At 70.8% G+C, this 19,737-nt stretch carries 22 protein-coding genes; 12 read left to right on the forward strand and 10 right to left on the reverse strand.

Going from position 1 to position 19,737, the window contains the following annotated elements; genetic code table 11:
• Positions 1–13 precede the first annotated feature (13 nt).
• On the reverse strand, positions 14–643 hold the full coding sequence (locus ACIRVK_RS19995; RefSeq protein ID WP_404248775.1) for a dihydrofolate reductase family protein: 630 nt from the start codon (positions 641–643) through the stop codon (positions 14–16).
• A gap of 173 nt (positions 644–816) precedes the next feature.
• Here ACIRVK_RS19995 and ACIRVK_RS20000 point away from each other — a divergent pair, with 173 nt between their 5' ends.
• Positions 817–1,473: a hypothetical protein gene (locus tag ACIRVK_RS20000; RefSeq protein ID WP_404248777.1), complete on the forward strand. Its 657-nt coding sequence runs from the start codon at positions 817–819 to the stop codon at positions 1,471–1,473.
• Positions 1,474–1,478: 5 nt separating this feature from the next.
• Positions 1,479–2,081: a hypothetical protein gene (locus ACIRVK_RS20005; RefSeq protein ID WP_404248779.1), complete on the forward strand. Its 603-nt coding sequence runs from the start codon at positions 1,479–1,481 to the stop codon at positions 2,079–2,081.
• On the opposite strand, the gene ACIRVK_RS20010 is transcribed toward ACIRVK_RS20005, so the two are convergent.
• Positions 2,070–2,501 carry a DUF1992 domain-containing protein gene (locus ACIRVK_RS20010; RefSeq protein ID WP_404248780.1) on the reverse strand — a complete coding sequence of 144 codons (432 nt, stop codon included), beginning with the start codon at positions 2,499–2,501 and terminating at the stop codon, positions 2,070–2,072. The two genes, ACIRVK_RS20005 and ACIRVK_RS20010, sit on opposite strands and share 12 nt — an antisense overlap.
• 80 nt (positions 2,502–2,581) lie before the next feature.
• Here ACIRVK_RS20010 and ACIRVK_RS20015 point away from each other — a divergent pair, with 80 nt between their 5' ends.
• Positions 2,582–2,971, forward strand: coding sequence for a hypothetical protein (locus ACIRVK_RS20015; protein WP_404248782.1), 390 nt, complete (start codon positions 2,582–2,584; stop codon positions 2,969–2,971).
• Between the two features lie 3 nt (positions 2,972–2,974).
• On the opposite strand, the gene ACIRVK_RS20020 is transcribed toward ACIRVK_RS20015, so the two are convergent.
• Together ACIRVK_RS20020 and proP are read right to left on the reverse strand one after the other, a co-directional pair.
• On the reverse strand, positions 2,975–3,643 hold the full coding sequence (locus tag ACIRVK_RS20020; RefSeq protein WP_404248784.1) for an O-methyltransferase: 669 nt from the start codon (positions 3,641–3,643) through the stop codon (positions 2,975–2,977).
• A 158-nt stretch (positions 3,644–3,801) separates the two neighbouring features.
• Entirely contained in the window at positions 3,802–5,175 is a 1,374-nt protein-coding gene (proP, locus tag ACIRVK_RS20025) for a glycine betaine/L-proline transporter ProP (RefSeq protein ID WP_404248786.1), read from the reverse strand.
• Between the two features lie 278 nt (positions 5,176–5,453).
• Here proP and ACIRVK_RS20030 point away from each other — a divergent pair, with 278 nt between their 5' ends.
• Positions 5,454–7,499, forward strand: coding sequence for a phosphatase PAP2 family protein (locus ACIRVK_RS20030; RefSeq protein ID WP_404248788.1), 2,046 nt, complete (start codon positions 5,454–5,456; stop codon positions 7,497–7,499).
• A 132-nt stretch (positions 7,500–7,631) separates the two neighbouring features.
• Here ACIRVK_RS20030 and ACIRVK_RS20035 read toward each other — a convergent pair whose 3' ends face one another.
• Positions 7,632–8,867, reverse strand: coding sequence for a cytochrome P450 (locus tag ACIRVK_RS20035; RefSeq protein WP_404248790.1), 1,236 nt, complete (start codon positions 8,865–8,867; stop codon positions 7,632–7,634).
• 237 nt (positions 8,868–9,104) lie between these two features.
• Between ACIRVK_RS20035 and ACIRVK_RS20040 the strand changes: the two genes are divergently transcribed.
• The 3 genes from ACIRVK_RS20040 to ACIRVK_RS20050 are packed head-to-tail and all read left to right on the forward strand — an operon-like array spanning position 9,105 to position 11,128.
• A complete protein-coding gene (locus ACIRVK_RS20040) occupies positions 9,105–10,274 on the forward strand; it encodes a steroid 3-ketoacyl-CoA thiolase (RefSeq protein ID WP_404248792.1) in 1,170 nt (389 codons plus the stop codon).
• Between the two features lie 55 nt (positions 10,275–10,329).
• Positions 10,330–10,569, forward strand: coding sequence for a hypothetical protein (locus ACIRVK_RS20045; RefSeq protein ID WP_404248794.1), 240 nt, complete (start codon positions 10,330–10,332; stop codon positions 10,567–10,569).
• 31 nt (positions 10,570–10,600) lie between these two features.
• Entirely contained in the window at positions 10,601–11,128 is a 528-nt protein-coding gene (locus ACIRVK_RS20050; RefSeq protein WP_404248796.1) for a GNAT family N-acetyltransferase, read from the forward strand.
• Between the two features lie 9 nt (positions 11,129–11,137).
• Here ACIRVK_RS20050 and ACIRVK_RS20055 read toward each other — a convergent pair whose 3' ends face one another.
• Positions 11,138–11,335: a hypothetical protein gene (locus tag ACIRVK_RS20055; protein WP_404248798.1), complete on the reverse strand. Its 198-nt coding sequence runs from the start codon at positions 11,333–11,335 to the stop codon at positions 11,138–11,140.
• A 50-nt stretch (positions 11,336–11,385) separates the two neighbouring features.
• Positions 11,386–12,096, reverse strand: a complete 711-nt coding sequence (locus ACIRVK_RS20060) for a YoaK family protein (RefSeq protein WP_404248800.1) — start codon at positions 12,094–12,096, stop codon at positions 11,386–11,388.
• A 103-nt stretch (positions 12,097–12,199) separates the two neighbouring features.
• Between ACIRVK_RS20060 and ACIRVK_RS20065 the strand changes: the two genes are divergently transcribed.
• On the forward strand, positions 12,200–13,456 hold the full coding sequence (locus ACIRVK_RS20065; protein ID WP_404248802.1) for an alpha/beta hydrolase: 1,257 nt from the start codon (positions 12,200–12,202) through the stop codon (positions 13,454–13,456).
• On the opposite strand, the gene ACIRVK_RS20070 is transcribed toward ACIRVK_RS20065, so the two are convergent.
• Complete coding sequence (locus ACIRVK_RS20070) at positions 13,441–13,860, reverse strand: transglycosylase SLT domain-containing protein (protein ID WP_404249052.1); 420 nt, start codon at positions 13,858–13,860, stop codon at positions 13,441–13,443. The genes ACIRVK_RS20065 and ACIRVK_RS20070 overlap by 16 nt on opposite strands.
• A gap of 342 nt (positions 13,861–14,202) precedes the next feature.
• Here ACIRVK_RS20070 and ACIRVK_RS20075 point away from each other — a divergent pair, with 342 nt between their 5' ends.
• The gene (locus ACIRVK_RS20075; protein WP_404248804.1) at positions 14,203–14,883 is read left to right on the forward strand and encodes a phosphotransferase; all 681 of its coding nucleotides are present in this window, start codon (positions 14,203–14,205) and stop codon (positions 14,881–14,883) included.
• A gap of 30 nt (positions 14,884–14,913) precedes the next feature.
• Here the strand turns inward: ACIRVK_RS20075 and ACIRVK_RS20080 are convergent, their stop codons facing one another.
• The gene (locus ACIRVK_RS20080; RefSeq protein WP_404248806.1) at positions 14,914–15,378 is read right to left on the reverse strand and encodes a nuclear transport factor 2 family protein; all 465 of its coding nucleotides are present in this window, start codon (positions 15,376–15,378) and stop codon (positions 14,914–14,916) included.
• 92 nt (positions 15,379–15,470) lie between these two features.
• Positions 15,471–16,499, reverse strand: a complete 1,029-nt coding sequence (locus ACIRVK_RS20085) for an MBL fold metallo-hydrolase (protein WP_404248808.1) — start codon at positions 16,497–16,499, stop codon at positions 15,471–15,473.
• Between the two features lie 372 nt (positions 16,500–16,871).
• On the opposite strand from ACIRVK_RS20085, the gene ACIRVK_RS20090 reads away from it, so the two are divergent.
• The 3 genes from ACIRVK_RS20090 (at position 16,872) to ACIRVK_RS20100 (ending at position 19,735) form a co-directional block, all read left to right on the forward strand.
• On the forward strand, positions 16,872–17,435 hold the full coding sequence (locus tag ACIRVK_RS20090; protein WP_404248810.1) for an RICIN domain-containing protein: 564 nt from the start codon (positions 16,872–16,874) through the stop codon (positions 17,433–17,435).
• Positions 17,436–17,936: 501 nt separating this feature from the next.
• Entirely contained in the window at positions 17,937–18,158 is a 222-nt protein-coding gene (locus ACIRVK_RS20095) for a tyrosine-type recombinase/integrase (protein WP_404248812.1), read from the forward strand.
• 119 nt (positions 18,159–18,277) lie between these two features.
• Positions 18,278–19,735 carry an aldehyde dehydrogenase gene (locus tag ACIRVK_RS20100; protein WP_404248814.1) on the forward strand — a complete coding sequence of 486 codons (1,458 nt, stop codon included), beginning with the start codon at positions 18,278–18,280 and terminating at the stop codon, positions 19,733–19,735.
• Positions 19,736–19,737: the final 2 nt, after the last annotated feature.

The following is a 19,737-nucleotide window of genomic DNA, read 5'->3' on the forward strand; positions in this document are numbered from 1 at the left end:
CGGCCTCACAGCATCACTCGGCGGGCGGCGAAGCCACCTTGCGCAACCTGATGTGCGTGACCTCGGGGGAGTCGAGGACCTGCGTCTTGCGCCACTCGATGTGCTGGTCGCCGAGGTTGTCGAACAGGCGGCGGCCGCCGCACGCGAGCACCGGGACGATGTGCAGCAGCAGCTCGTCCAGCCACCCCGCGCGGATGAACTGCTGCGCCAGGTCCGCGCCGCCCGCCAGCGAGACGTCCTTGTCGCCGGCCGCCGCGCGGGCCAGTTCCAGCGCCCGCTCCGGCCCCTCGGTGACGAAGTGGAAGGTCGTGCCCGTACGCACCAGCGGCTCGCGGGGGTGGTGGGTGACGACGTACACCGGCGTGTGGAAGGGCGGCTCCTCGCCCCACGGGTCCTCGCCGGTGATGAACATGCCGTGCCCCATCACCACCGCCCCCGGCCGCTGGACGTGCTCGGCGAGCAGGTCGTCGTCGGGGCCCGTCGCCCCGCCCCGCATGCCCTGCATCCTGCGGAAGGAGCGCAGCCCGAACACCCATGAGTGCATCCGCTCCCCGCCGATGCCCAGCGGGTGCTCCCGCCCCGACTCGGGGCCCGCGATGTACCCGTCCAGCGACATCGCCAGCCGCGCGATGACCTCACCCATGATCAGAACCTCCTCGGATCCGGCGCCCCAGTGGCACCCTCACCCTCGGCGTCGATCGGGAGGCGGCCCATTCGACACGCCGGTCCCACGGATCCGGGTCCCGTTTGAGCGGGGGTTCGCGGGCAACCCGGACGAAGAACCGGCCCGAGGGGCCGACACACCGGAAGGCACCCATGTCCACTGGCTTGATCATTGCTCTCATCGTGATCGTGGCGGCCGTGGTCGTTGTCGCGGCCGTCCTGACCTCGCGAGCCCGGGGCGCGCACGGCGGCCGGAACCTGAAGCGGCGCTTCGGGCCCGAGTACGACCGGACGCTGGCCCGGCACGACGGGGACGCCCAGGCGGCCGAGCGTGAGCTCGCCGAGCGCGTGGAGCGGCACGGCTCACTGCGCGAGCGGGCGCTGGAACCGGCGCAGCGCGAGCAGTTCGAGGCGCGCTGGACGGCCGCGCAGGAGCGGTTCGTCGACTCGCCGCGGGAGGCGGTGGCCGAGGCGGACCGCCTGCTGTCGGAGCTGGCCGCCGTGCGCGGCTTCCCGGCCGGCGGGTACGAGGAGCAGCTCGAGGCGATCTCCGTGCACCACGGCCACCACGTCCACGGCTACCGGCACGTCCACAGCGTGGCCCGCGTCGGCGCGGGCGGGCGCGACGGCGACCGGGCCGACACCGAGGAACTGCGCGAGGCCATGGTCGAGGCCCGCGCCCTGTTCGAGGACCTGACCTCGCCCATCCACCACGCCGACGACAGGTCCACGACCCCGGCGAGCACCCGGGCGAGCGGGCGGAGCCATCTCCCGTTCGCTCTCAACCGACGGCACGTGAAGGGCAGTTGATCGACATGACCGACGCAACGACCGGCCCCGGAACGGGCGCGGCGCACACCGCGGACGGCGACGGTACCAGGCGGTCGACGGTGACCCCGACCACGCCCAACCGCGAGACGGGCCCGGACCGGGAGAGCCCGGTGGGCGGCGGCGACAGCGGTCACGGCCGGACGGTCCCCCCGTTCCCGACCCCGGACGAGGCCCGCTCCGAGTCCCCCGGCACCGCGGACACCCCTCGCGTCACCGACACCACCGACCTCGAGGGCACCGGCGCCGCAGGTACCACGAACACCAAAACCACTGACCGCACCGCGGGCGGGGGCTCCACCACCCAACTCCTCGCCCACGAGGAGAGCGACAAGCTGGAACTGAGGCTGCGGCAGGCCGTCTCCGGGTTCGTCGACGAACCCCGGGACGCCGTGCGGGAGGCCGACCAGGTGGTCGAGGAGATCGCCGGGCGGTTCGCGGAAGCCGTGACCCGGCGCCGGCGGACCCTGCGGATGTCCTGGCAGGACGGCGACGAGGGCAGGACCAAGGGCACGCAGCCCGACACCGAGCAGCTCCGGCTCGCCCTGCGCGACTACCGCGAACTCGCCGAGCGCCTGCTACACGGCTGACGCCTCCGACTCTCCGGCCGCCGTCCGGCGCCTGTGCCACTCGCGTACGACCTCTTCGACGTCGTACGGCTTCATCCCGAGTGGGGGCCCGGGCGGCGGCTTGAACATCATGTCGCGGATCTTGACGTTGACATCCGTGACGATCTCGCGTGCGAGGCGCTCCGAGGGGGCGGCGTACGCGGCCGCGAGGGCGTCCTCGGCCTCCTTGCGCAGGGCGAGCGTCGGCGGCAGCACGGAAAGGCCCTCGCGGGCCATCTTCTGCTTGATCCACCACAGTTCGTCGTACGAGGTGTCGGTTCCGGCGGGCAACGGCTTGCCCGCACCGGCGAGTTGGGCGAACTCTCCGCGCCTCTCGGCCTCACGGATCTGTTTGTCGACCCAGGACTCGAACGGGACGCCCGGTGGCTTTCGCTCGGTCATGACTCCATTGTGCCGGACGCGACCTGGCCGGGCGATTTATCATGCGCCCGCTGTGTAAGGACACTTCACGAGGAGCGCACGTGCTCGAACTGACCATGGCCACCGTCTCCGGGGAAGAGGGGGCCACGGCGGGCATGCTGATGGCCGACGCGCCGAGCGAGCCCGGTGCCGTGCTGCGGGTGGGCCGGGACAAGTCCGTGTGCCGCCTGGCCACGCCGGACGACTGGCTGTTCGTCTCCCGTGTGCACCTGGAGTTCCTGTGCGGCCCCGAGGGCACCTGGCAGGTGACGTGGCTGCGCGGCTCGCAGCCCGACCCGTCGTCCGAAGTCCGCCTGGTCGTCGGCGAGTACGCGCAGCCCCTGGAGTACGGCGGCACGGTCGCGCTGCCCCGGGGCGGCAACGGCGAGATCGTCATCCGCGACCGCACCGCGCCCCGCAGCGTGAATGTCGGCTTCTACCACGAGTTCTAGGGGCTACAGCACCCGCGCCAGCGCGAACCCGTCGTAGCCCTTGGCGCCCACCGTCTGGATGGCCGTACCGGTCAACCTCGGGTGTGTGCCGATGAGTTCGATGGCGGCGCGGGTGCCGACGACGTCCGGGGAGGTGCTGTCCGCGTCGGCGACCCGGCCCTGCCGTACGACGTTGTCCACCACGATCAGGCTGCCGGCGCGGGTGAGCCTGAGCGCCCACTCCACGTAGTGCGGGTTGTTGACCTTGTCGGCGTCGATGAAGACCAGGTCGAAGGGGGGCGGGTTCTCGTCGGCGAGCTTGGGCAGCGACTCCAGGGCGGGGCCGACGCGCACCTCGACGAGGCGGTCGAGGCCGGCGCGCGCGATGTTGCGGGTGGCGACCTCGGCGTGCCGGGAGCTGTACTCGAGGGAGATCAGCCTGCCGTCCTCGGGGAGGGCGCGGGCCAGCCAGATGGTGCTGTAGCCGCCGAGGGTGCCGATCTCCAGGATGGTGCGGGCGCCCTGGATCTGGGCGAGGAGCTGCAGGAACCGGCCCTGGGGCGCGCTGACGGCGATGTGCGGGAGGCCGGCCGCCTCGCTGTCGCGCAGGGCCGCCTCCAGTGCCTCGTCGTTCGGCGAGAGCTGGGCGGAGAAGTAGTCGTCAACGGCGTCCCAGAGCTGCGACTCGCTCATTCACCTGTGCCTTTCAAACGGTCGGCCGATTTCCTACGCGAACAGCCTCGCACGGCGGACCGCCCCTGGCGCCCCAAAGGGGCGCGGGGACCTGCGCGACCAGCCACAGCGGACCCGCAGACGACCGACGGCCCATCCCGGCACTCCCCGCGGAGCGATCAGCGCTCAACCGACGGTGGGGACCCCGGCAGCGGCCGCCCCGCCGACTCGGACATGAACCACACCGCCGTGCCGCCGATCACGGCCGCCGCCATCATGTAGTACGCGGGCATCATCATGTTGCCGGTCGCGCCGATCAGGGCCGTGACGACCAGCGGGGTCGTGCCGCCGAACAGGGACACCGACACGTTGAAGCCGATCGACAGGGAGCCGTAGCGCACCCGGGTCGGGAAGAGGGCCGGCAGGGCGGACGGCATCGCGGCGGTGAAGCAGACCAGCAGCAGGCCCAGCGCGCCCATGCCGAGCGCGACCGCCGCGAGGCTGCCCTGACGGATCAGGAGCACGGCCGGGACGGACAGGAACAGGAAGCCCGCGCAGCCCGCCGCGATCACCGGACGGCGCCCGACGCGGTCCGTCAGCGCGCCCGCGAACGGCTGCACCACCATCATCAGCACCATCACCGCGAGCACCACGAGCAGGCCGTGCGTCTCGTCGTAGTGCAGCTCGCTGGTCAGGTAGCTCGGCATGTAGGACAGCAGCATGTAGTCGGTGACGTTGAAGACCAGGACCAGGCCGACGCAGAGCAGCAGCGCCTTCCACTGGCCGGTGACCATCTCGCGCAGCGGCACCTTCGGGCGGCCGGCCTCGGCCCTCTCGACCTCGGCGGCGAAGGCGGGAGTCTCCTCCAGGCGCAGGCGCAGATACAGGCCGACGAGCCCCATCGGGCCCGCGATCAGGAACGGGACGCGCCAGCCCCAGGTCACCAGGTCGTGGGAGGACAGCAGCGCCGTCATCAGCGTCACCAGGCCCGCACCGCCGACGTAACCGGCCAGCGTGCCGAATTCCAGCCAACTCCCGAGGAAGCCGCGCCGCTTGTCCGGCGCGTACTCGGCGATGAAGGTGGACGCGCCCGCGTACTCGCCGCCGGTCGAGAAGCCCTGCACCAGGCGGGCCAGCAGGAGCAGCAGCGGAGCGCCGACGCCGATCGTCGCGTACGACGGGATCAGGCCGATCGAGAAGGTGCCCGCCGCCATCATGATCATGGTCACGGCGAGGACCTTCTGCCGGCCGATCCGGTCTCCGAGCGGTCCGAAGACGGCACCACCGACCGGGCGGACCAGGAAGGCCGCGGCGAAGGCGCCGAAGGTGGACAGCAGCTGGACGGTGGGGTTGCCGGAGGGGAAGAAGACCTTGCCCAGCGTCACGGCGATGTAGCTGTAGACGCCGAAGTCGAACCACTCCATCGCGTTGCCCACCGCAGCGGCCTTCACGGCACGGCGGACCAGGGCGGGATCGGTGGCGGTGACCTCGTGGGCGGGGGAGGGGGTCGGGGACGGAAGCGGACTGTGGGGGGACTTGGTAAGCAGGGACATAGCAAATCGACCATAGGGTCCCTTGTCGCCCTCACGTGCCGTGGGCAAGTGGTTGCACAGTGCACCAAAACGGCGCCTGTCCAGGCCCGTACGCCCGCCCTCGCGCGCCCTCCACGACGTGCGTCTGTGATCCTTCTCGCGCCCCTCGCGGGCAACCGCACACCCTGCGGACTATCGTCATCAAGACAAAAGGCGGCCGGACGACAGGTGAAGCAGGGGTAGCCTGCGTCTCCTCTCAGGGGGGTCACAGAGACGATGGGGCGGGAGGCCTACGGGGCGTGGCGAACGTGGAGCATGGCGGACGACCGGCAGAAGCGTTCGGTACGACGGCCGTCGGAGCCGTCAGGGGACGGCTGCGCGTCGCCCGTCTGGGCCTGTGGCTCATCGCCGCGGTCCTCGCCGTCCGGCAGGTGGCCGTCGTCCTCGGCACCCCCAGGGGTGAGCGGCTGACGGACCTGGAGACCTGGGTGGGCCCGAACGGCGTCCTGCACGTCAAGGGCTCGCTGTACGACTCCACGCGGTTCACCGGCACCCCGTTCGGCGGCCTGGTCCTCAAGCCGCTCACCAACGCGGCCGAGCAGGCGCTCGGCTGGGGCTGGACCTTCGGCACGCTGCTGCTCGTGGTCGCCCTCGGCCTGGTCGCCGCCCGCGCCCTGCCGCACCCGGTGAGCCGCCGTACCGCCCAGCTCGCCGCGCCCGTCGCGATCAGTCTGCTGATGCTGTCGCTGCCCGTGCGCAACGCCCTCTGGCTCGGCCAGATCAGCATCCTGCCGGTCCTGCTCGTCCTGGTCGGCTGCTTCGTCGTCCGCGGTGAGCGCGCCAGCGGTGCGCTGATCGGCGTCGCCGCCGCCCTGCAGCCGACGGTGCTGCTCTTCGCCCCGCTGCTGTGGTTCACCGGCCGGCGCCGGGCCGCCGTCTGGACCGGCGGCACGTTCGCCGCGAGCACCGCGCTGGCCTGGGCGACGATGCCGCACGACTCGTACACCTACTGGGTCCACCACATGGCAGGCGCCGGCCTGGGCGGCAAGGCGGACGCCCTCGCCAACCAGTCCCTGCACGGCGCGCTGCTGCGCCTCGACCTCACCGGTCCGCTGGAGATCGGCGTCTTCTTCGCCCTCGGCACCGCCGTCGCCGTCCTCGGCCTCCGCCGCGCCGTCCGCTACGCCCGCGACGGCCAACTGCTGCTCGCCGTCGCCGTCACCGGTTGCGCCGCGGTCGCCGTGTCCCCGACCACCTGGCAGCACCAGTTGCTGTGGGTGCTGCTCGCGGTGGCCGGCCGGGTCGGCAAGCGGGCCTCGGACCGCTACGTCTGGCCGGTCGCCGTCATCCTGGTGATGACGCTGCCCGCGAAGATGATGCTGCCGAACGTGGACGCGATGGACCCCCTGCGCGACAACGTCGTCCTGCTCGCCGCCCTGGCCGCCGCGACCCTCGTCCCGTTCCTGTCGCGCACCTCGCCGTACTACCGGGCGCCGACCCCGACCGAGTACGCCGCCCCGGTCCCGGCCCGCTTCCGGCGCGTACCGCTGGTGCCGTACCTGCGCCGGGTGCTGACCCGTCCGAACCTCCTGCTCGAACTGCTGCTGATCCGGGTCACCTACGCCTTCTACTCGAAGATCAGGCTCGCGGCGAGCGGTGACAGCAGCCTCGACGGGCGGGCGCGGGCCGAGGCGCACGGGCACCAGATCCTCGGCATCGAGCGGTTCCTGCACATCGACATCGAGTACGCCGTCAACCACGCGGTGGACAGGACCGACTGGCTGCGCGGCTTCCTCAGCTTCTACTACGAGTCGTTCCACTTCGTGCTGCCGCTGACCGTCCTCGCCGTCCTGTACTGGCGCCGACCGGTGGACTACCGCTGGGCCCGCTCGTCCCTCGGCTTCGCCACCCTGCTCGCCCTGATCGGCTTCTGGCTCTACCCGCTGGCCCCGCCGCGCCTCCTCCCCGGCCTGGGCATCATCGACACCGTGCACGGCGTGCAGGACTTCTCCAAGCCGGACTACGGCGCCCTGACCGCCCTGACCAATCAGTACGCGGCGATGCCCTCGCTGCACTTCGGGTGGTCGCTGTGGTGCGGGCTGGTGATAGCGGTCATCGCACCGGCGTGGTGGATGAAGGCGCTCGGGATGCTGCACCCGCTCTTCACCGTCTCCGCGATCGTGGCCACCGGCAACCACTGGGTCCTGGACGCCGTGGGCGGCGCGGCGGTCGTCGGCGCCGGGTTCGCGCTGACGTACCTGCTGCAGGGCCCGCGGGCGAGGTTCGCGAAGGCTCCGGCCGTGACCGAGAGTCCCACGACGGCGAAGGAACCGGCACCGAGCTGACCCGCCGCGGCCCTCGGGGGAGGCAGGAACGGGGCGTAGGGGGGATGTTCCTGCCTCCCTCGGGAACCGCGGGACGGGCCGGCGGCTCCGGGAGGCCGCCGGCCCGAGATCTTCAGCCCCCCGCGGCGGTCGTCAACCCGCCCGCACCTGAAGGTGCTTGACGCCGTTGATCCACGAGGAGCGCAGCCGGTCCGGGTCCTCGACCAGGGTCAGGTCCGGCAGGGCCTCGGCGACGGCGTTGAAGATCAGGTCGATCTCCAGGACCGCCAGCGACTTGCCGAGGCAGTAGTGCGGGCCTCCGCCGCCGAAGCCGAGGTGCGGGTTGGGGTCGCGCAGGATGTCGAAGGTGTCGGGGTCGGTGAAGACCTCGGGGTCGTGGTTGGCGGCCGCGTAGAAGATGCCGATCCGGTCGCCCTTCCTGATCTGCTTGCCGCCGAGTTCCATGTCCTGGGTGGCGGTGCGCTGGAAGGCGTTGACCGGGGTCGCCCACCGCACGATCTCCTCGGCCGCCGTGTGGGGCCGCTCCCTCTTGTACAGCTCCCACGCCTCGGGGTGGGTGAGGAAGGCGTGCATACCGTGGGTGATGGCGTTGCGGGTGGTCTCGTTGCCGGCGACGGACAGCATCAGCACGAAGAAGCCGAACTCGTCCGAGTTCAGGTTCCCCTCGTCCTCCGCCGCCACCAGTTTGGTCACGATGTCCTTCGCCGGGCACTGCTTGCGTTCCGCGGCCATGTTCATGGCGTAGGCGATCAGCTCGGCGGCCGACTGGGCGCCGATCTCCTCGGTGATGGCGTACTCCGGGTCGTCGTACGCGATCATCTTGTTGGACCAGTCGAAGATCTTCGCCCGGTCGTCCTGCGGGATGCCGATGAGCTCGGCGATGGCCTGCAGGGGCAGTTCGCAGGCGACGTCGGTGACGAAGTCGAAGGGCCCGGAGCGGGCGCGGGCCTGCCCGGCGATGGCGTGGGCGCGCTCGCGCAGCCGGTCCTCCAGCGCCCGGATGGCCCGGGGCGTGAACACGCGCTGCACGATCTGGCGCACGCGCGTGTGCTCGGGCGGGTCCATGTTGAGCAGGATCAGCCGCTGGGCGTCGATCGCGTCGCGCTGCATGTTCTCGTGGAAGCGGATGATCGCCGTGTTGAGGTACGAGGAGAACAGCTCGGGGTGCGTGGAGACGTACTTGACGTCCGCGTGCCGGGTGACGGCCCAGTACCCCTCGTCCTGGAAGCCGGCCACGTTGCCCGGCTGGGGGATCCAGCGCACCGGTTCGGCCCGGCGCAGCTCGGCGAACTCCGGCAGGGGCACACGGGCGTGCAGCAGATCGGGGTCGGTGAAGTCGAACCCGTCGGGAAGAGCTGGACAGGGCATGGGACTCACTCCAGCCGGTGTTCCGTGTTCTGACGGTCCATCAGGTTTGCCGTGAAGGTAGTAACGGGTCCTACAAGAGGCAAGGGGTACGGCACGCTCAATTGCTTGCACGCCTCTTGCGGTTGCGCACACCCTGTCAGCAGACTGCTGGCAGAACTAGAACACGTACTAGTTCAGCGTGGCGGGGCCGGCCGGGACGCCCCCGCGCCGCGCGGGTACCGGAGGAGAGGATCCCCCATGGCCGCGGAACCCGTGATCGTCGAAGCCGTACGGACCCCGATCGGCAGGCGCGGCGGAGCGCTCGCCAACCTGCACCCCGCCTATCTCCTGGGCGAGACCTACCGTGAGCTCCTGGGCCGCACCGGCATCCCCGCCGACGCGGTCGAGCAGATCGTCGGCGGCACGGTGACCCACGCCGGCGAGCAGTCCATGAACCCCGCGCGCACGGCCTGGCTGACCATGGGGCTGCCGTACGAGACGGCCGCGACGACCGTCGACTGCCAGTGCGGCTCCTCGCAGCAGGCCTCGCACATGGTCGCCAACATGGTCGCGGCCGGCGTCATCGACGTCGGCATCAGCTGCGGCGTCGAGGCGATGTCGCGCGTCCCGCTGGGCTCGGGCTCCAAGCACGGCCCCGGGAAGCCGTTCCCCGACGAGTGGAACGTGGACCTCCCCAACCAGTTCGAGGCGGCGGAACGCATCGCCCGGCACCGCGGACTGACCCGCGAGAACGTCGACTCGCTCGGCCTCATCTCGCAGGAGCGGGCGGCGACCGCCTGGGCCGAGGAACGCTTCAAGAAGGAGACCTTCGCCGTCCAGGTGCCCACCACCGAGGACGAGCAGCGCGCCGGTCAGGGAATGTGGCGACTGGTCGACCGGGACGAGGGCCTGCGCGACACCTCCATGGAGGCGCTGGCGAAACTGAAACCGGTCATGCCGACCGCCATCCACACCGCCGGCAACTCGTCCCAGATCAGCGACGGCGCCGCGGCCGTCATGTGGGCCTCCAAGCGCATGGCGCGGGCCCTGAAGCTACGGCCCCGGGCGCGGATCGTGGCCCAGGCGCTGGTCGGCGCCGACCCGCACTTCCACCTCGACGGCCCGATCGACGCGACCCGGACGGTGCTGGGCAAGGCGGGCATGACCCTGAAGGACATCGACCTCGTCGAGATCAACGAGGCGTTCGCATCGGTGGTGTTGAGCTGGGCGCAGGTCTTCGAGCAGGACCTGGAGAAGGTCAACGTCAACGGCGGCGCGATCGCCCTCGGGCACCCGGTCGGGGCCACCGGGGCCCGCCTCATCACGACCGCCCTGCACGAACTGGAACGCACGGACAAGGAGTTCGCGCTCATCACCATGTGCGCGGGCGGCGCCCTCGCCACCGGCACGATCCTCCAAAGGCTCTAGACAGGCTGCGGAAAGGCTGTGGACAGGCGGGGGACCGGGCTGGTCGACTTGCCCGATGCTGATCAACCTGATCCTCCGCGTCCTGCCCTTCCACATCCGCGAGCCGCTGGTCATCGCCATCTGCGCGTTCTTCGCCGGCCTGGGCTTCTACTGGTTCTTCACCATAGGAGGCCTGGCCCGGGCCGGCATCGCCCTGCTGTTCCTCGCGGTCGGCGTCCTGCGCTTCTTCTTCGCCCGAAGAGAGTGGAGATCCCGCCGGGCGGCGAAGGCGGCGGCCGCCACGCCACAGACGTAGTCGTCGACGCGTTCCGGGACACCCGTAGGGCATGGAGGACATCGAGGTAAGGGAACTGCGGCCCGAGGACGAGGCGGGCGTCGCCCGGCTGTTCGCGTCCTGCGAGGACTACTTCGTCGCCGCGACCGGTGCGCCGGCGCTCCCGGCGGACGTACAGAGCCTGTACTACGCGCTCCCCGAGGGCGCCGACCTCGACCAGAAGCGGCTGCTGGTGCTGTGCCGGGGCGAGGAGGTCGTGGGCCTGGCCGACCTCGTGGACCGGCACCCGGACGCCGAGAGATTGTCGGTCGGCCTGTTCCTCATCGCCCCGAAGGCCCGCCGTACCGGACTCGGCACGGCGGTTGCGCGACGGCTGACCGAGGAGGCGGCCGGCCGGGGCATACGAACGGTGACGGCGACCTGCCCCTCGGACTGGAAGCCGGGACTGGGCTTCCTGCACGCCCTGGGCTTCGAGCTCGGCCCACCACGAGAGATGACCGGCGACACGCTGGGCAACCGCACCCGCCACCCGGCGGAAACGGGTCTGCACACGGCGCGGCTCAGCCTCGTGGGCCGCTGAGCCGCTGGTTCACTCCCCGCGGTACAGGCGATCGAGATCGACGAGAACCACTTCTCCCCGCTCGGCCGCAGCCCGGAGGTCGGCGGTGAAGCCGACGCCGCTGTAACAGGCCGGGCGGGCGTGTGTGGTGTCGATGCCCCGGGCCGCGAGGAGCCCCAGGATGCGGCGGAGGCGGTCGATGAGTTCTGTCGGCTGCCGGTGTCTCATCTTCGCCAAGGACGGCCGGCCGGACCACCGGATCCCCGTTGAGCTGACCCCTACTCCTTGCCCGACGTCACCACCGCCAGCAGTCCCGAGGCGAGGGCCGCGACCAGCAGCGGGATGCCCAGACCGTGGTGCAGCACCAGCCACGCCCCGAGGCAGGCGCCCGCCGCCATCGCGACCACGGAGGCGCTCCTGCGCGGGGAGCGCCGGCCGGTGCCACCGCCCGCGCGGGATTCGGAGGCGAGGCCGGTGAGGGTCATGGTCAGGACGGTCGTCGTCAGGTCGGCGATGCCCAGCTTGCGGACGGTGGCGTTGCGCAGGCCCATCGCGAACGCCGTCAGGGCGATCACCGCGTAGACGGTGACGGTGGCGTGCGGGGCGGCGAAGGCGACCATGGAGGAGGCGCTGACCAGCACGGCCTCGGCGGCGAGCGTGAGCCGTGCCCAGGTACGGCGCGAACCCTCCCCCCGCCACCGGGCGACCCGCCCGCCGGCCACCGCGCCGACGAGGAAGCACGCCAGCGAGGTGGCGGTGTGCGGCACGGAGAACCCGGGGGCACCGGCGGCCGCGAACCCGAGCACGACCACGTTCCCGGTCATGTTGGCGGTGAAGACATGCCCGAGCCCCAGATAACTCACGGCGTCGATCAGCCCACTGACCACGGTCAGCCCCAACAGAACGGCAACGAGCCGCACTCCCCGCGCCTCGTACTCGTCCGGATGCGGCTGTGGCTGCGGCTGCGTCGGGGTGCTCTGCTCGCTCATGAAGGCTCCGGTCGGCCGGACGGGCGGGGTGCACCCAAGTCCACCATGAGCGCGGGGGCCTTTCGGATGTCGACGCGACGCGGGCGTCCGTAGCGTCGGTGGCATGAGTGATGAGACGGGTAAAACGCAGGAGACCAGGGCCAGTTGGCGTGCCCGGCGTGGGATCGCCGGTGTGGCGGTACCGGTGCTTGCCGGGATCGCCGGCGCCCCGGTGGCGGTTGCCGGGGAGCAGCAGCAGGGGTGGCGGGGTGAGGTGGTCGCGGTTGCGCCGGTTGCCGAGCATGATGCCGGGCAGGTGCGGCGGTACATGGAGGAGCGGGGCATCGACGCCGGCCCGGTGCGGTACGGCGTGCGGGCGTACCGGCTGACGTACCGGACGGCGGACCCGTACGGGAAACCGACCACCGCGACCGGGCTGCTCACGCTCCCCACGGGTGGGGCGCACCGCCTCGGCCTCGTCTCCGACACGCACGGCACCATGGTCAAGCGCACCGACGCGCCCTCGGCGAGCGAGGACCTGAACCGGGTGCCGTCCTACCTGAACGCCGGCGCCGGACGTGCGGTCGCCGCGCCCGACTACCTGGGCCTCGGGGAGGGGCCGGGGCCGCACCCGTACATGGACACCGGGTCGGCGGTCACCGTCTCACTGGACATGCTGCGCGCCGCCCGTACGGCCGCCGCCCGGCTCGGGCGCCCGCTGACCGGCAACCTCTACGCGACCGGTTTCTCGCAGGGCGGCCAGGTGGCGATGGCGCTGGGCAAGGCCCTGGCGCAGGGCGCCGACCAGCACTTCCGCCTGAAGGCGCTCGCGCCGATCAGCGGCCCGTACGACCTGGAGGGCACCGAGATGCCCGCCCTGTTCGACGGACGGGTCAACGACACCAGCGGCGTCCTGTACATCTCGTACTGGCTGGTCGCCCAGAACCGGCTGCACCACTTCTACGGCAGCCCGCGCGAGGTCTTCCGGGAGCCGTACGCAGACCGTGTCGAGTCCCTCTTCGACGGGGAGCACGAAGAGGACGACGTGCTCGGGCAGCTGGCCCCCACGGTGAAGCAGCTGCTCACGCCGGCCGGCTACGAGCGCCTCCGGCACCCCGCCGGCGCCCTGCTCGGCGCGATGCGCGCCGCCGATGACACCTGCGCCTGGAAACCGGCCGTCCCGGTGCGGCTGTACGCCGGCGGCGCGGACACCGACGTGCCCATCGGCAACGCCCGCACATGCGCCCGCACCCTCGCAGGTCAGGGTGCGAGGGTGCGGGTCGTCGATCAGGGGGCCGTGGACCACTTCGGGTCGTTCGCGGTGTCGGCGCCCCAGGTCGTGCGGTACTTCGACGGCGTGGCGGATCAGTACCAGCCGTGAGCCTGCCAGAAGGCCCAGGCGGCGCTGGGGCTGCCGTAGCGGGAGTTCATGTACTGCAGGCCCCACTTGATCTGGGTCTGGGCGTTGGTCTTCCAGTCCGCGCCGGCGGAGGCCATCTTCGAGCCCGGCAGGGCCTGGACCAGGCCGTAGGCGCCGGAGGAGGCGTTGGTGGCGGTGACGTTCCAGCCGCTCTCGCGGGAGACGATGTTGCTGAAGGCGTTGTAGTCCGCGGCGTTCGGGATCATCTTGTGCGCGATCGACTGGGCCGCGGTGACGGAGTCGGCGGTCGCGGCGTGCGCGGGCACGGCGGTCAGCACCATGCCGGCGGTGGCGGCGGCCACGGCGGCGCCGGCGAGGGCCTTCTTCGGGGACGAGACGCGGCGGGCGATGCGGGAGACGATCACGGGGAACCTTTTCTTCGGGGACAGGAAAGTCGCGGTCATGCGTCGGCGCCGAGGCCCGGAGGCTTGTCGGCGCCGTGCGACGTCGTCCAGAGAAACAGGCTCGGAAGGTGTCTGCAATGACCCCTTTTACTAGTTGTGGTCGCATCTGGGGGGCGCGTGGCTCCTGTGGCCTGGCTCTCTAGCCGCAGGTCAGGGGGCATTTTGGCATGGACACGGCGTCCGAAATGCACTACTAAGGTGGTTCGGGGGTGATGTGGGTCATGTGGGGCGGTTCACCGCTCAACCGCCCTCGGATGTGACCGCGGTCTCGAAAAAGGACCCCGTGGAGGTAGGTTCCGGCCCATGGGGATCACGGGGAGCGGCGGCAGGCTGCTCGGGTCGGGGCGGGTCTGCGACGTGTACGAGATCGACGCGGCGTGGGTGGTGCGCCGTAACCGGGAGGGGTGGGGGGACGCCCATGCCGAGGGGGCCCTCATGGAGCACGTGCGCCGGCACGGATATCCCGCTCCCCGGGTACGGCTCGCCGACTCGACGCGCACCGAGCTGGTGATGGAGCGGCTGGCGGGGCCGACGATGCTGGCGGCGTGCCGGGCGGGGGCCATGGATGTGGAGGAGGCGGGGCGCGTCCTCGCGAGGTTGCTGCGACGGTTGCACTCCGTGCCGGGCCGGGGGACCCGTGGTCGCGTTCTGCACCTCGACCTGCATCCGGACAACGTGATGCTCACGCCGGACGGCCCGCACGTCATCGACTGGAGCAACGCGGAGGAAGGGCATCCCGGCCTCGACTGGGGCATGTCCGCGATCATCCTCGCCCAGGCCGCCGTCGGCGACGAACCGATCGCCGGTCCCGCCCGCGCGATGCTGACGGCCCTGCTCGCCGACCCCTCCGACCTCACCGAGGCAGGCCTGACGGAGGCCCGGCGCCGACGGGCCGCCCAGCCCGTCATGAGCCGTCGGGAGATTAAACTCCTCGGTGCGGCCGAGGAGTTGATCCGCTCACTCGGCGCGCGACCGGACAGCTGACGTCCCACCACGTGCCCGGGGTCCCGGGGTTCAGCGCCGGGCGATGTGCTCCTGCCGTGGGGTGGGCCCACCGAACGGCAGCCGCAGCGTCCGGGAGGCGAGCAGCCACCGTCCGTCGACCCGGCGGAATGTGTCCTCGTAGTGGCCGACCTGGACCGGGGGCCCGGCCGGCACCATGCCGCCGTCCCAGCCCTCGATCCGGTACGTCGTGAAGTACGACGTCGCTTCGGCCGTGTCCGCCGACGTCACCGTGACCCGGACGTTGGACATCACCCGACGCGAGAGCTTGTCCGGGGGCCGCGCACCGAAGTACGCCCGCAACGCCTCCCGCCCCTCAGAACGCCGCCCGTCACCTGGCGGCGGCCACTCCCACACCCCGTCCTCGGTGAACAACCCGGCGACGGAGGCGGGGTCACCGAGGTCGAGACGGTGCACGATGTCGAGTATCAGGCGCTCGCAGGCACGTTCGGCGAGAAGTCGCTCCAAGGGGTCCATGGGGATGTTGGTACCAGCGCGCGCTGACGGGACGCGACCGGATAACACATCCACGCACGTCACCGGACCACACATCCACGCACGTCACCGCATCACACGGCCACGTACGTCACCGGATCGCTCCCCGCCACCGCCTCCGCCCGCCCCAGCTTCACCAGCCGCCGCAGGTGCGCCTCCGCCTCCGAGACCGCGATGTTCCTCGACCCGTAGGGGATCTGGTCCCAGGGCCGGTTCCACTCCATGCGCTCGGCGAGCTGCCAGGGCGTGAGGGGTTCGACGAGGAGGGAGCGCAGGTCGGTGAGCCGTTCCTCGTGGTGGTCGAGCAACTCCCGCACCCGGGCGGCCGCGTCGGTGAACGCGTGCTGGTGGGCGGGGAGTACCTCGGCGGGGGCGAGCCGTCCGACGCGCTCGAGGGAGTCGAGGTAGTCGCCGAGCGGGTCGGTGACCGTGGTGTCGTCGGGATCCTCGTACAGGCCGATGTGCGGGGTGATCTCGGGGAGGAGGTGATCGCCGGAGAACAGCCGTCCCGTGCCCGGGAGTTGAGCGGGGTGTTCCTCCTCCAGGTGCAGGCACACATGCCCCGGCGTGTGCCCCGGCGTCCAGATGGCCCGCAGCCGCCGCCCGGGCAGGTCGAGCAGCTCGCCGGGCACGATCTCGCGGTCGGGCAGGGCGGGCGAGAAACCCGGCAGGGTCGTGCGGGGACCGGCCGTACGCAGCGGCGCCACATGCTCCTCGGGCGCCCCGGCCGCCGTCAGCTTGGCGGCCATGTACGTGAACCAGCGCCCGGGTTGCGTCTCCCGGGTCCGCCGTACGATCGCCGTGTCGGCCGCGTGCATCGCGATCCAGGCGCCGGACGCCTCCCGCACCTTGCCCGACAGGCCGTGGTGGTCGGGGTGGTGGTGGGTGATCACGACACCGTGGATCTCGGCGATCGACGTGCCGATGTCGGCCAGCCCCTCGACGAGGGTTTCCCACGAGCCGGGATCGTCCCATCCGGTGTCGACCAGTACCGGGCCCCGGTCGGTGTCGACGACGTAGACCAGCGTGTGACCGAGGGGATTGTCCGGGATGGGAACCCGGACCGACCGCACACCCCCGGCATGATCGAACGTCTTCGTCATCTGCCCTCCGCTCCACGGCCCTTGCCCACTATAACTAGAACTGGTTTCAGATCAGATGGACGTGCGGAAGCTGTCCGTGGGGAGGCTCTGACCAGCAGCGCGGCGGTCGTTGTTGGTCGTTGTCGGGTGTCGTGGGCTGCTGTCAGACGGCCCAGGACGGCCCGGCGGTCGGCCGTGCGCTTGGCGCACGTCGTCACTGGCTAGGACGGATCTAGGACGGATCTAGGACGGTAGTCCTTAGCCTCGATCCTGATGTTCACCGACAGGCCGGCAGCTGAGGTCCCGCTTCGGGACAGCAGCTTCGACAACAGGGGGTTCGCCGTGACGGTATCTACGTCGGGTTCCATATCCACCGCTCCGGTTCGTGGCCGTATGAGGCTCCGCGCCCTTGGATCTGCCGCTGCGGCGCTCGCCATGGCGCTCGGGTTCGCGGTCGCGAACACCGGAACCGCAACCGCGGAGGTTAACGCCTCCAACTGGACGTACGGACACGTCTACCGCTTCATCAGCATGAGCCCGGACTACTATCACTCCAGTACCTGCCTGGACGACTCCGGCTCCAGTCCCTCCGGCTACCTGCGCAACTTCACCTGCAATGGGCAGAACTACCAGCAGTGGAAGGTTACCGCCCTCAGCAACGGCTGGGCCCAGCTGAGAAATGTGAACACAGGTCGCTGCCTGGACTACTCACACGCGTACCAACTGCGTACCTACGTATGCAACGGTCCCAGCTTCACTGGCGGCTGGCAGGGATGGGCGATGATCAACCGCAGCGCCTTCAACGGATCCCAGGTCCTCAAGAGCGCCACAAACGAGGACCCCAGCAGCATGTGCGTGGACATCTCCTCCGGCGGCGGCACCCGCGGTTTCGCCTGCAACGGCTCCTCTCAGGACGCCGGATACCAGAGCTTCTGGGCCGAGGACGATTCCATCTGACAATTCTCTGTCCAACTCATCACGCTACCGGAGCGGGCCGCCTTGAGGGTGCGGCCTGCTCCGGGGCAGCCCGCGCGGCCTGAACACCGCAAGCCGAAGCTGCAGGGCCGCCCTGCTGGGCAGCCTGACGGGCCAGTGGGCAGAGCTGGACATGTCTGCGGCCGGCCACCCCGCAGTTCGGGGTGGCCGGCCGCAGCCGTGCGGTCAGGCCTGGAGAAGAACTCCGCGAGGTCGGCGGTCATTGCTGCTGTTCTCCGGACGCGTCCGACGAAGAGCACGATCGCTGCGGGCGCATTCGCTTCCGGGCGAGTGCGGCACTCCACAAGCACGGCCTTGAGCACTGACGGCAGGTAGGTGGCCAGACCTGGTCGTCTCGGCCGGGTCAGGCTGCTGAGGCTGCACCCGCTGGTGGCGGCGTGGTTGTGAAGAGGCGGTTGTCGCGGAGAAGGGCTCTGCGCGCCCCAACCGGGGGAGCGGATCGCAGAAGCACGCGAGGATGGCATGCACGCCCTCAGGCACTTCTATGCATCCGTTCTGCTCGATGCGGGGGAGAACATCAAGGCACTGAGCCGCTGTCTCGGGCACAGTGACCCGGGGTTCACCCTGCGGGTCTACACGCACCTCATGCCGAGCAGCGAGACCCGCACCCGGCGGGCCGTCGACGGGGTGTTCAGGGCCGCCGGTGAAGGCGATGACGGCCCACAGACGGCCCAAGCGGCATGACGCCACCCCCCACCGGCAGTGAACCTGCTGGTGGGGGCCCATCTCGCTCTAGCTCTGGCCTAGTTTAACTAGAACTGGTATCAGTTCCTGAAACACCGTCAGAAACGAGGGCAGGGGCGATGGCCGAGCTCGTGGAACACGGACAGCTGTTCATCGGCGGGGAACTGACCGACCCCCTGGGCAGGGACGTCATCGAGGTGATCTCGCCGCACACCGAGGAGGTCATCGGGCGGGTGCCGCACGCCTCGCGGGAGGATGTGGACCGGGCCGTGGCGGTCGCGCGCCGGGCCTTCGACGAGGGGCCCTGGCCGCGGATGTCGTTGGACGAGCGGATCGAGGTCGTCACCCGGATCAAGGACGCGATCGCCGTCCGGCACGAGGAGATCGCCCGCGTGATCTCGTCCGAGAACGGGTCGCCGTACTCCTGGAGCGTCCTCGCGCAGGCGCTCGGCGCGATGATGGTCTGGGACGCGGCGATCACGGTCGCGCGGAACTTCACGTACGAGGAGAAGCGCGACGGCGTGCTGGGGAAGATCCTCGTGCGGCGGGAGCCGGTCGGGGTCGTGGCCGCCGTGGTGCCGTGGAACGTCCCGCAGTTCGTGGCCGCCGCCAAACTCGCGCCCGCGCTGCTGACGGGCTGCACGGTGGTCCTCAAGCCGTCGCCGGAGTCGCCGCTGGACGCGTACATCCTGGCCGACATCACGCGCGAGGCGGGGCTGCCGGAGGGCGTGCTGTCGATTCTGCCGGCGGACCGTGAGGTCAGCGAGTATCTGGTCGGGCACCCGGGGATCGACAAGGTCGCCTTCACCGGATCGGTGGCGGCGGGCAAGCGGGTGATGGAGGTGGCGTCCCGCAATCTCACGCGCGTGACACTGGAGTTGGGCGGCAAGTCGGCGGCGGTCGTGCTGCCGGATGCCGACGTGGCGACCACCGTCGCCGGTGTCGTCCCGGCGGCCTGGATGAACAACGGGCAGGCCTGCGTGGCCCAGACCCGCATCCTGCTTCCGCGCTCGCGCTACGACGAGTTCGCGGAGGCCTTCGCGGCGGCGGCGAGCGCGCTGGTGGTCGGTGACCCGCTGGACGCGGCGACCCAGGTCGGCCCCCTGGTGGCCAAGCGGCAGCAGCAGCGCAACCTCGACTACATCCGCATCGGTCAGGAGGAGGGCGCGAAGATCCTCACCGGCGGTGGCCGTCCCCCCGGCCTCGACAAGGGCTGGTACGTGGAGCCGACGCTGTTCGGCGACGTCGACAACTCCATGCGGATCGCGCGGGAGGAGATCTTCGGGCCGGTGATCTGCCTGCTGCCCTACGGCGACGAGACCGAGGCCGTGAAGATCGCCAACGACTCGGACTACGGGCTGAGCGGCAGCGTGTGGACGGCGGACGTGGGACACGGCATCGAGGTCGCGAAGGCGGTCCGTACGGGCACGTACTCCGTGAACACCTTCAGTCTCGACATGCTGGGCCCCTTCGGCGGCTACAAGAACTCCGGTCTGGGGCGGGAGTTCGGGCCCGAGGGCTTCGGCGAGTACCTCGAACACAAGATGATCCATCTGCCGGCCGGCTGGGAGAACTGAAC

This window comes from Streptomyces sp. NPDC101152 (assembly GCF_044768275.1).
GTDB lineage: Bacteria > Actinomycetota > Actinomycetes > Streptomycetales > Streptomycetaceae > Streptomyces.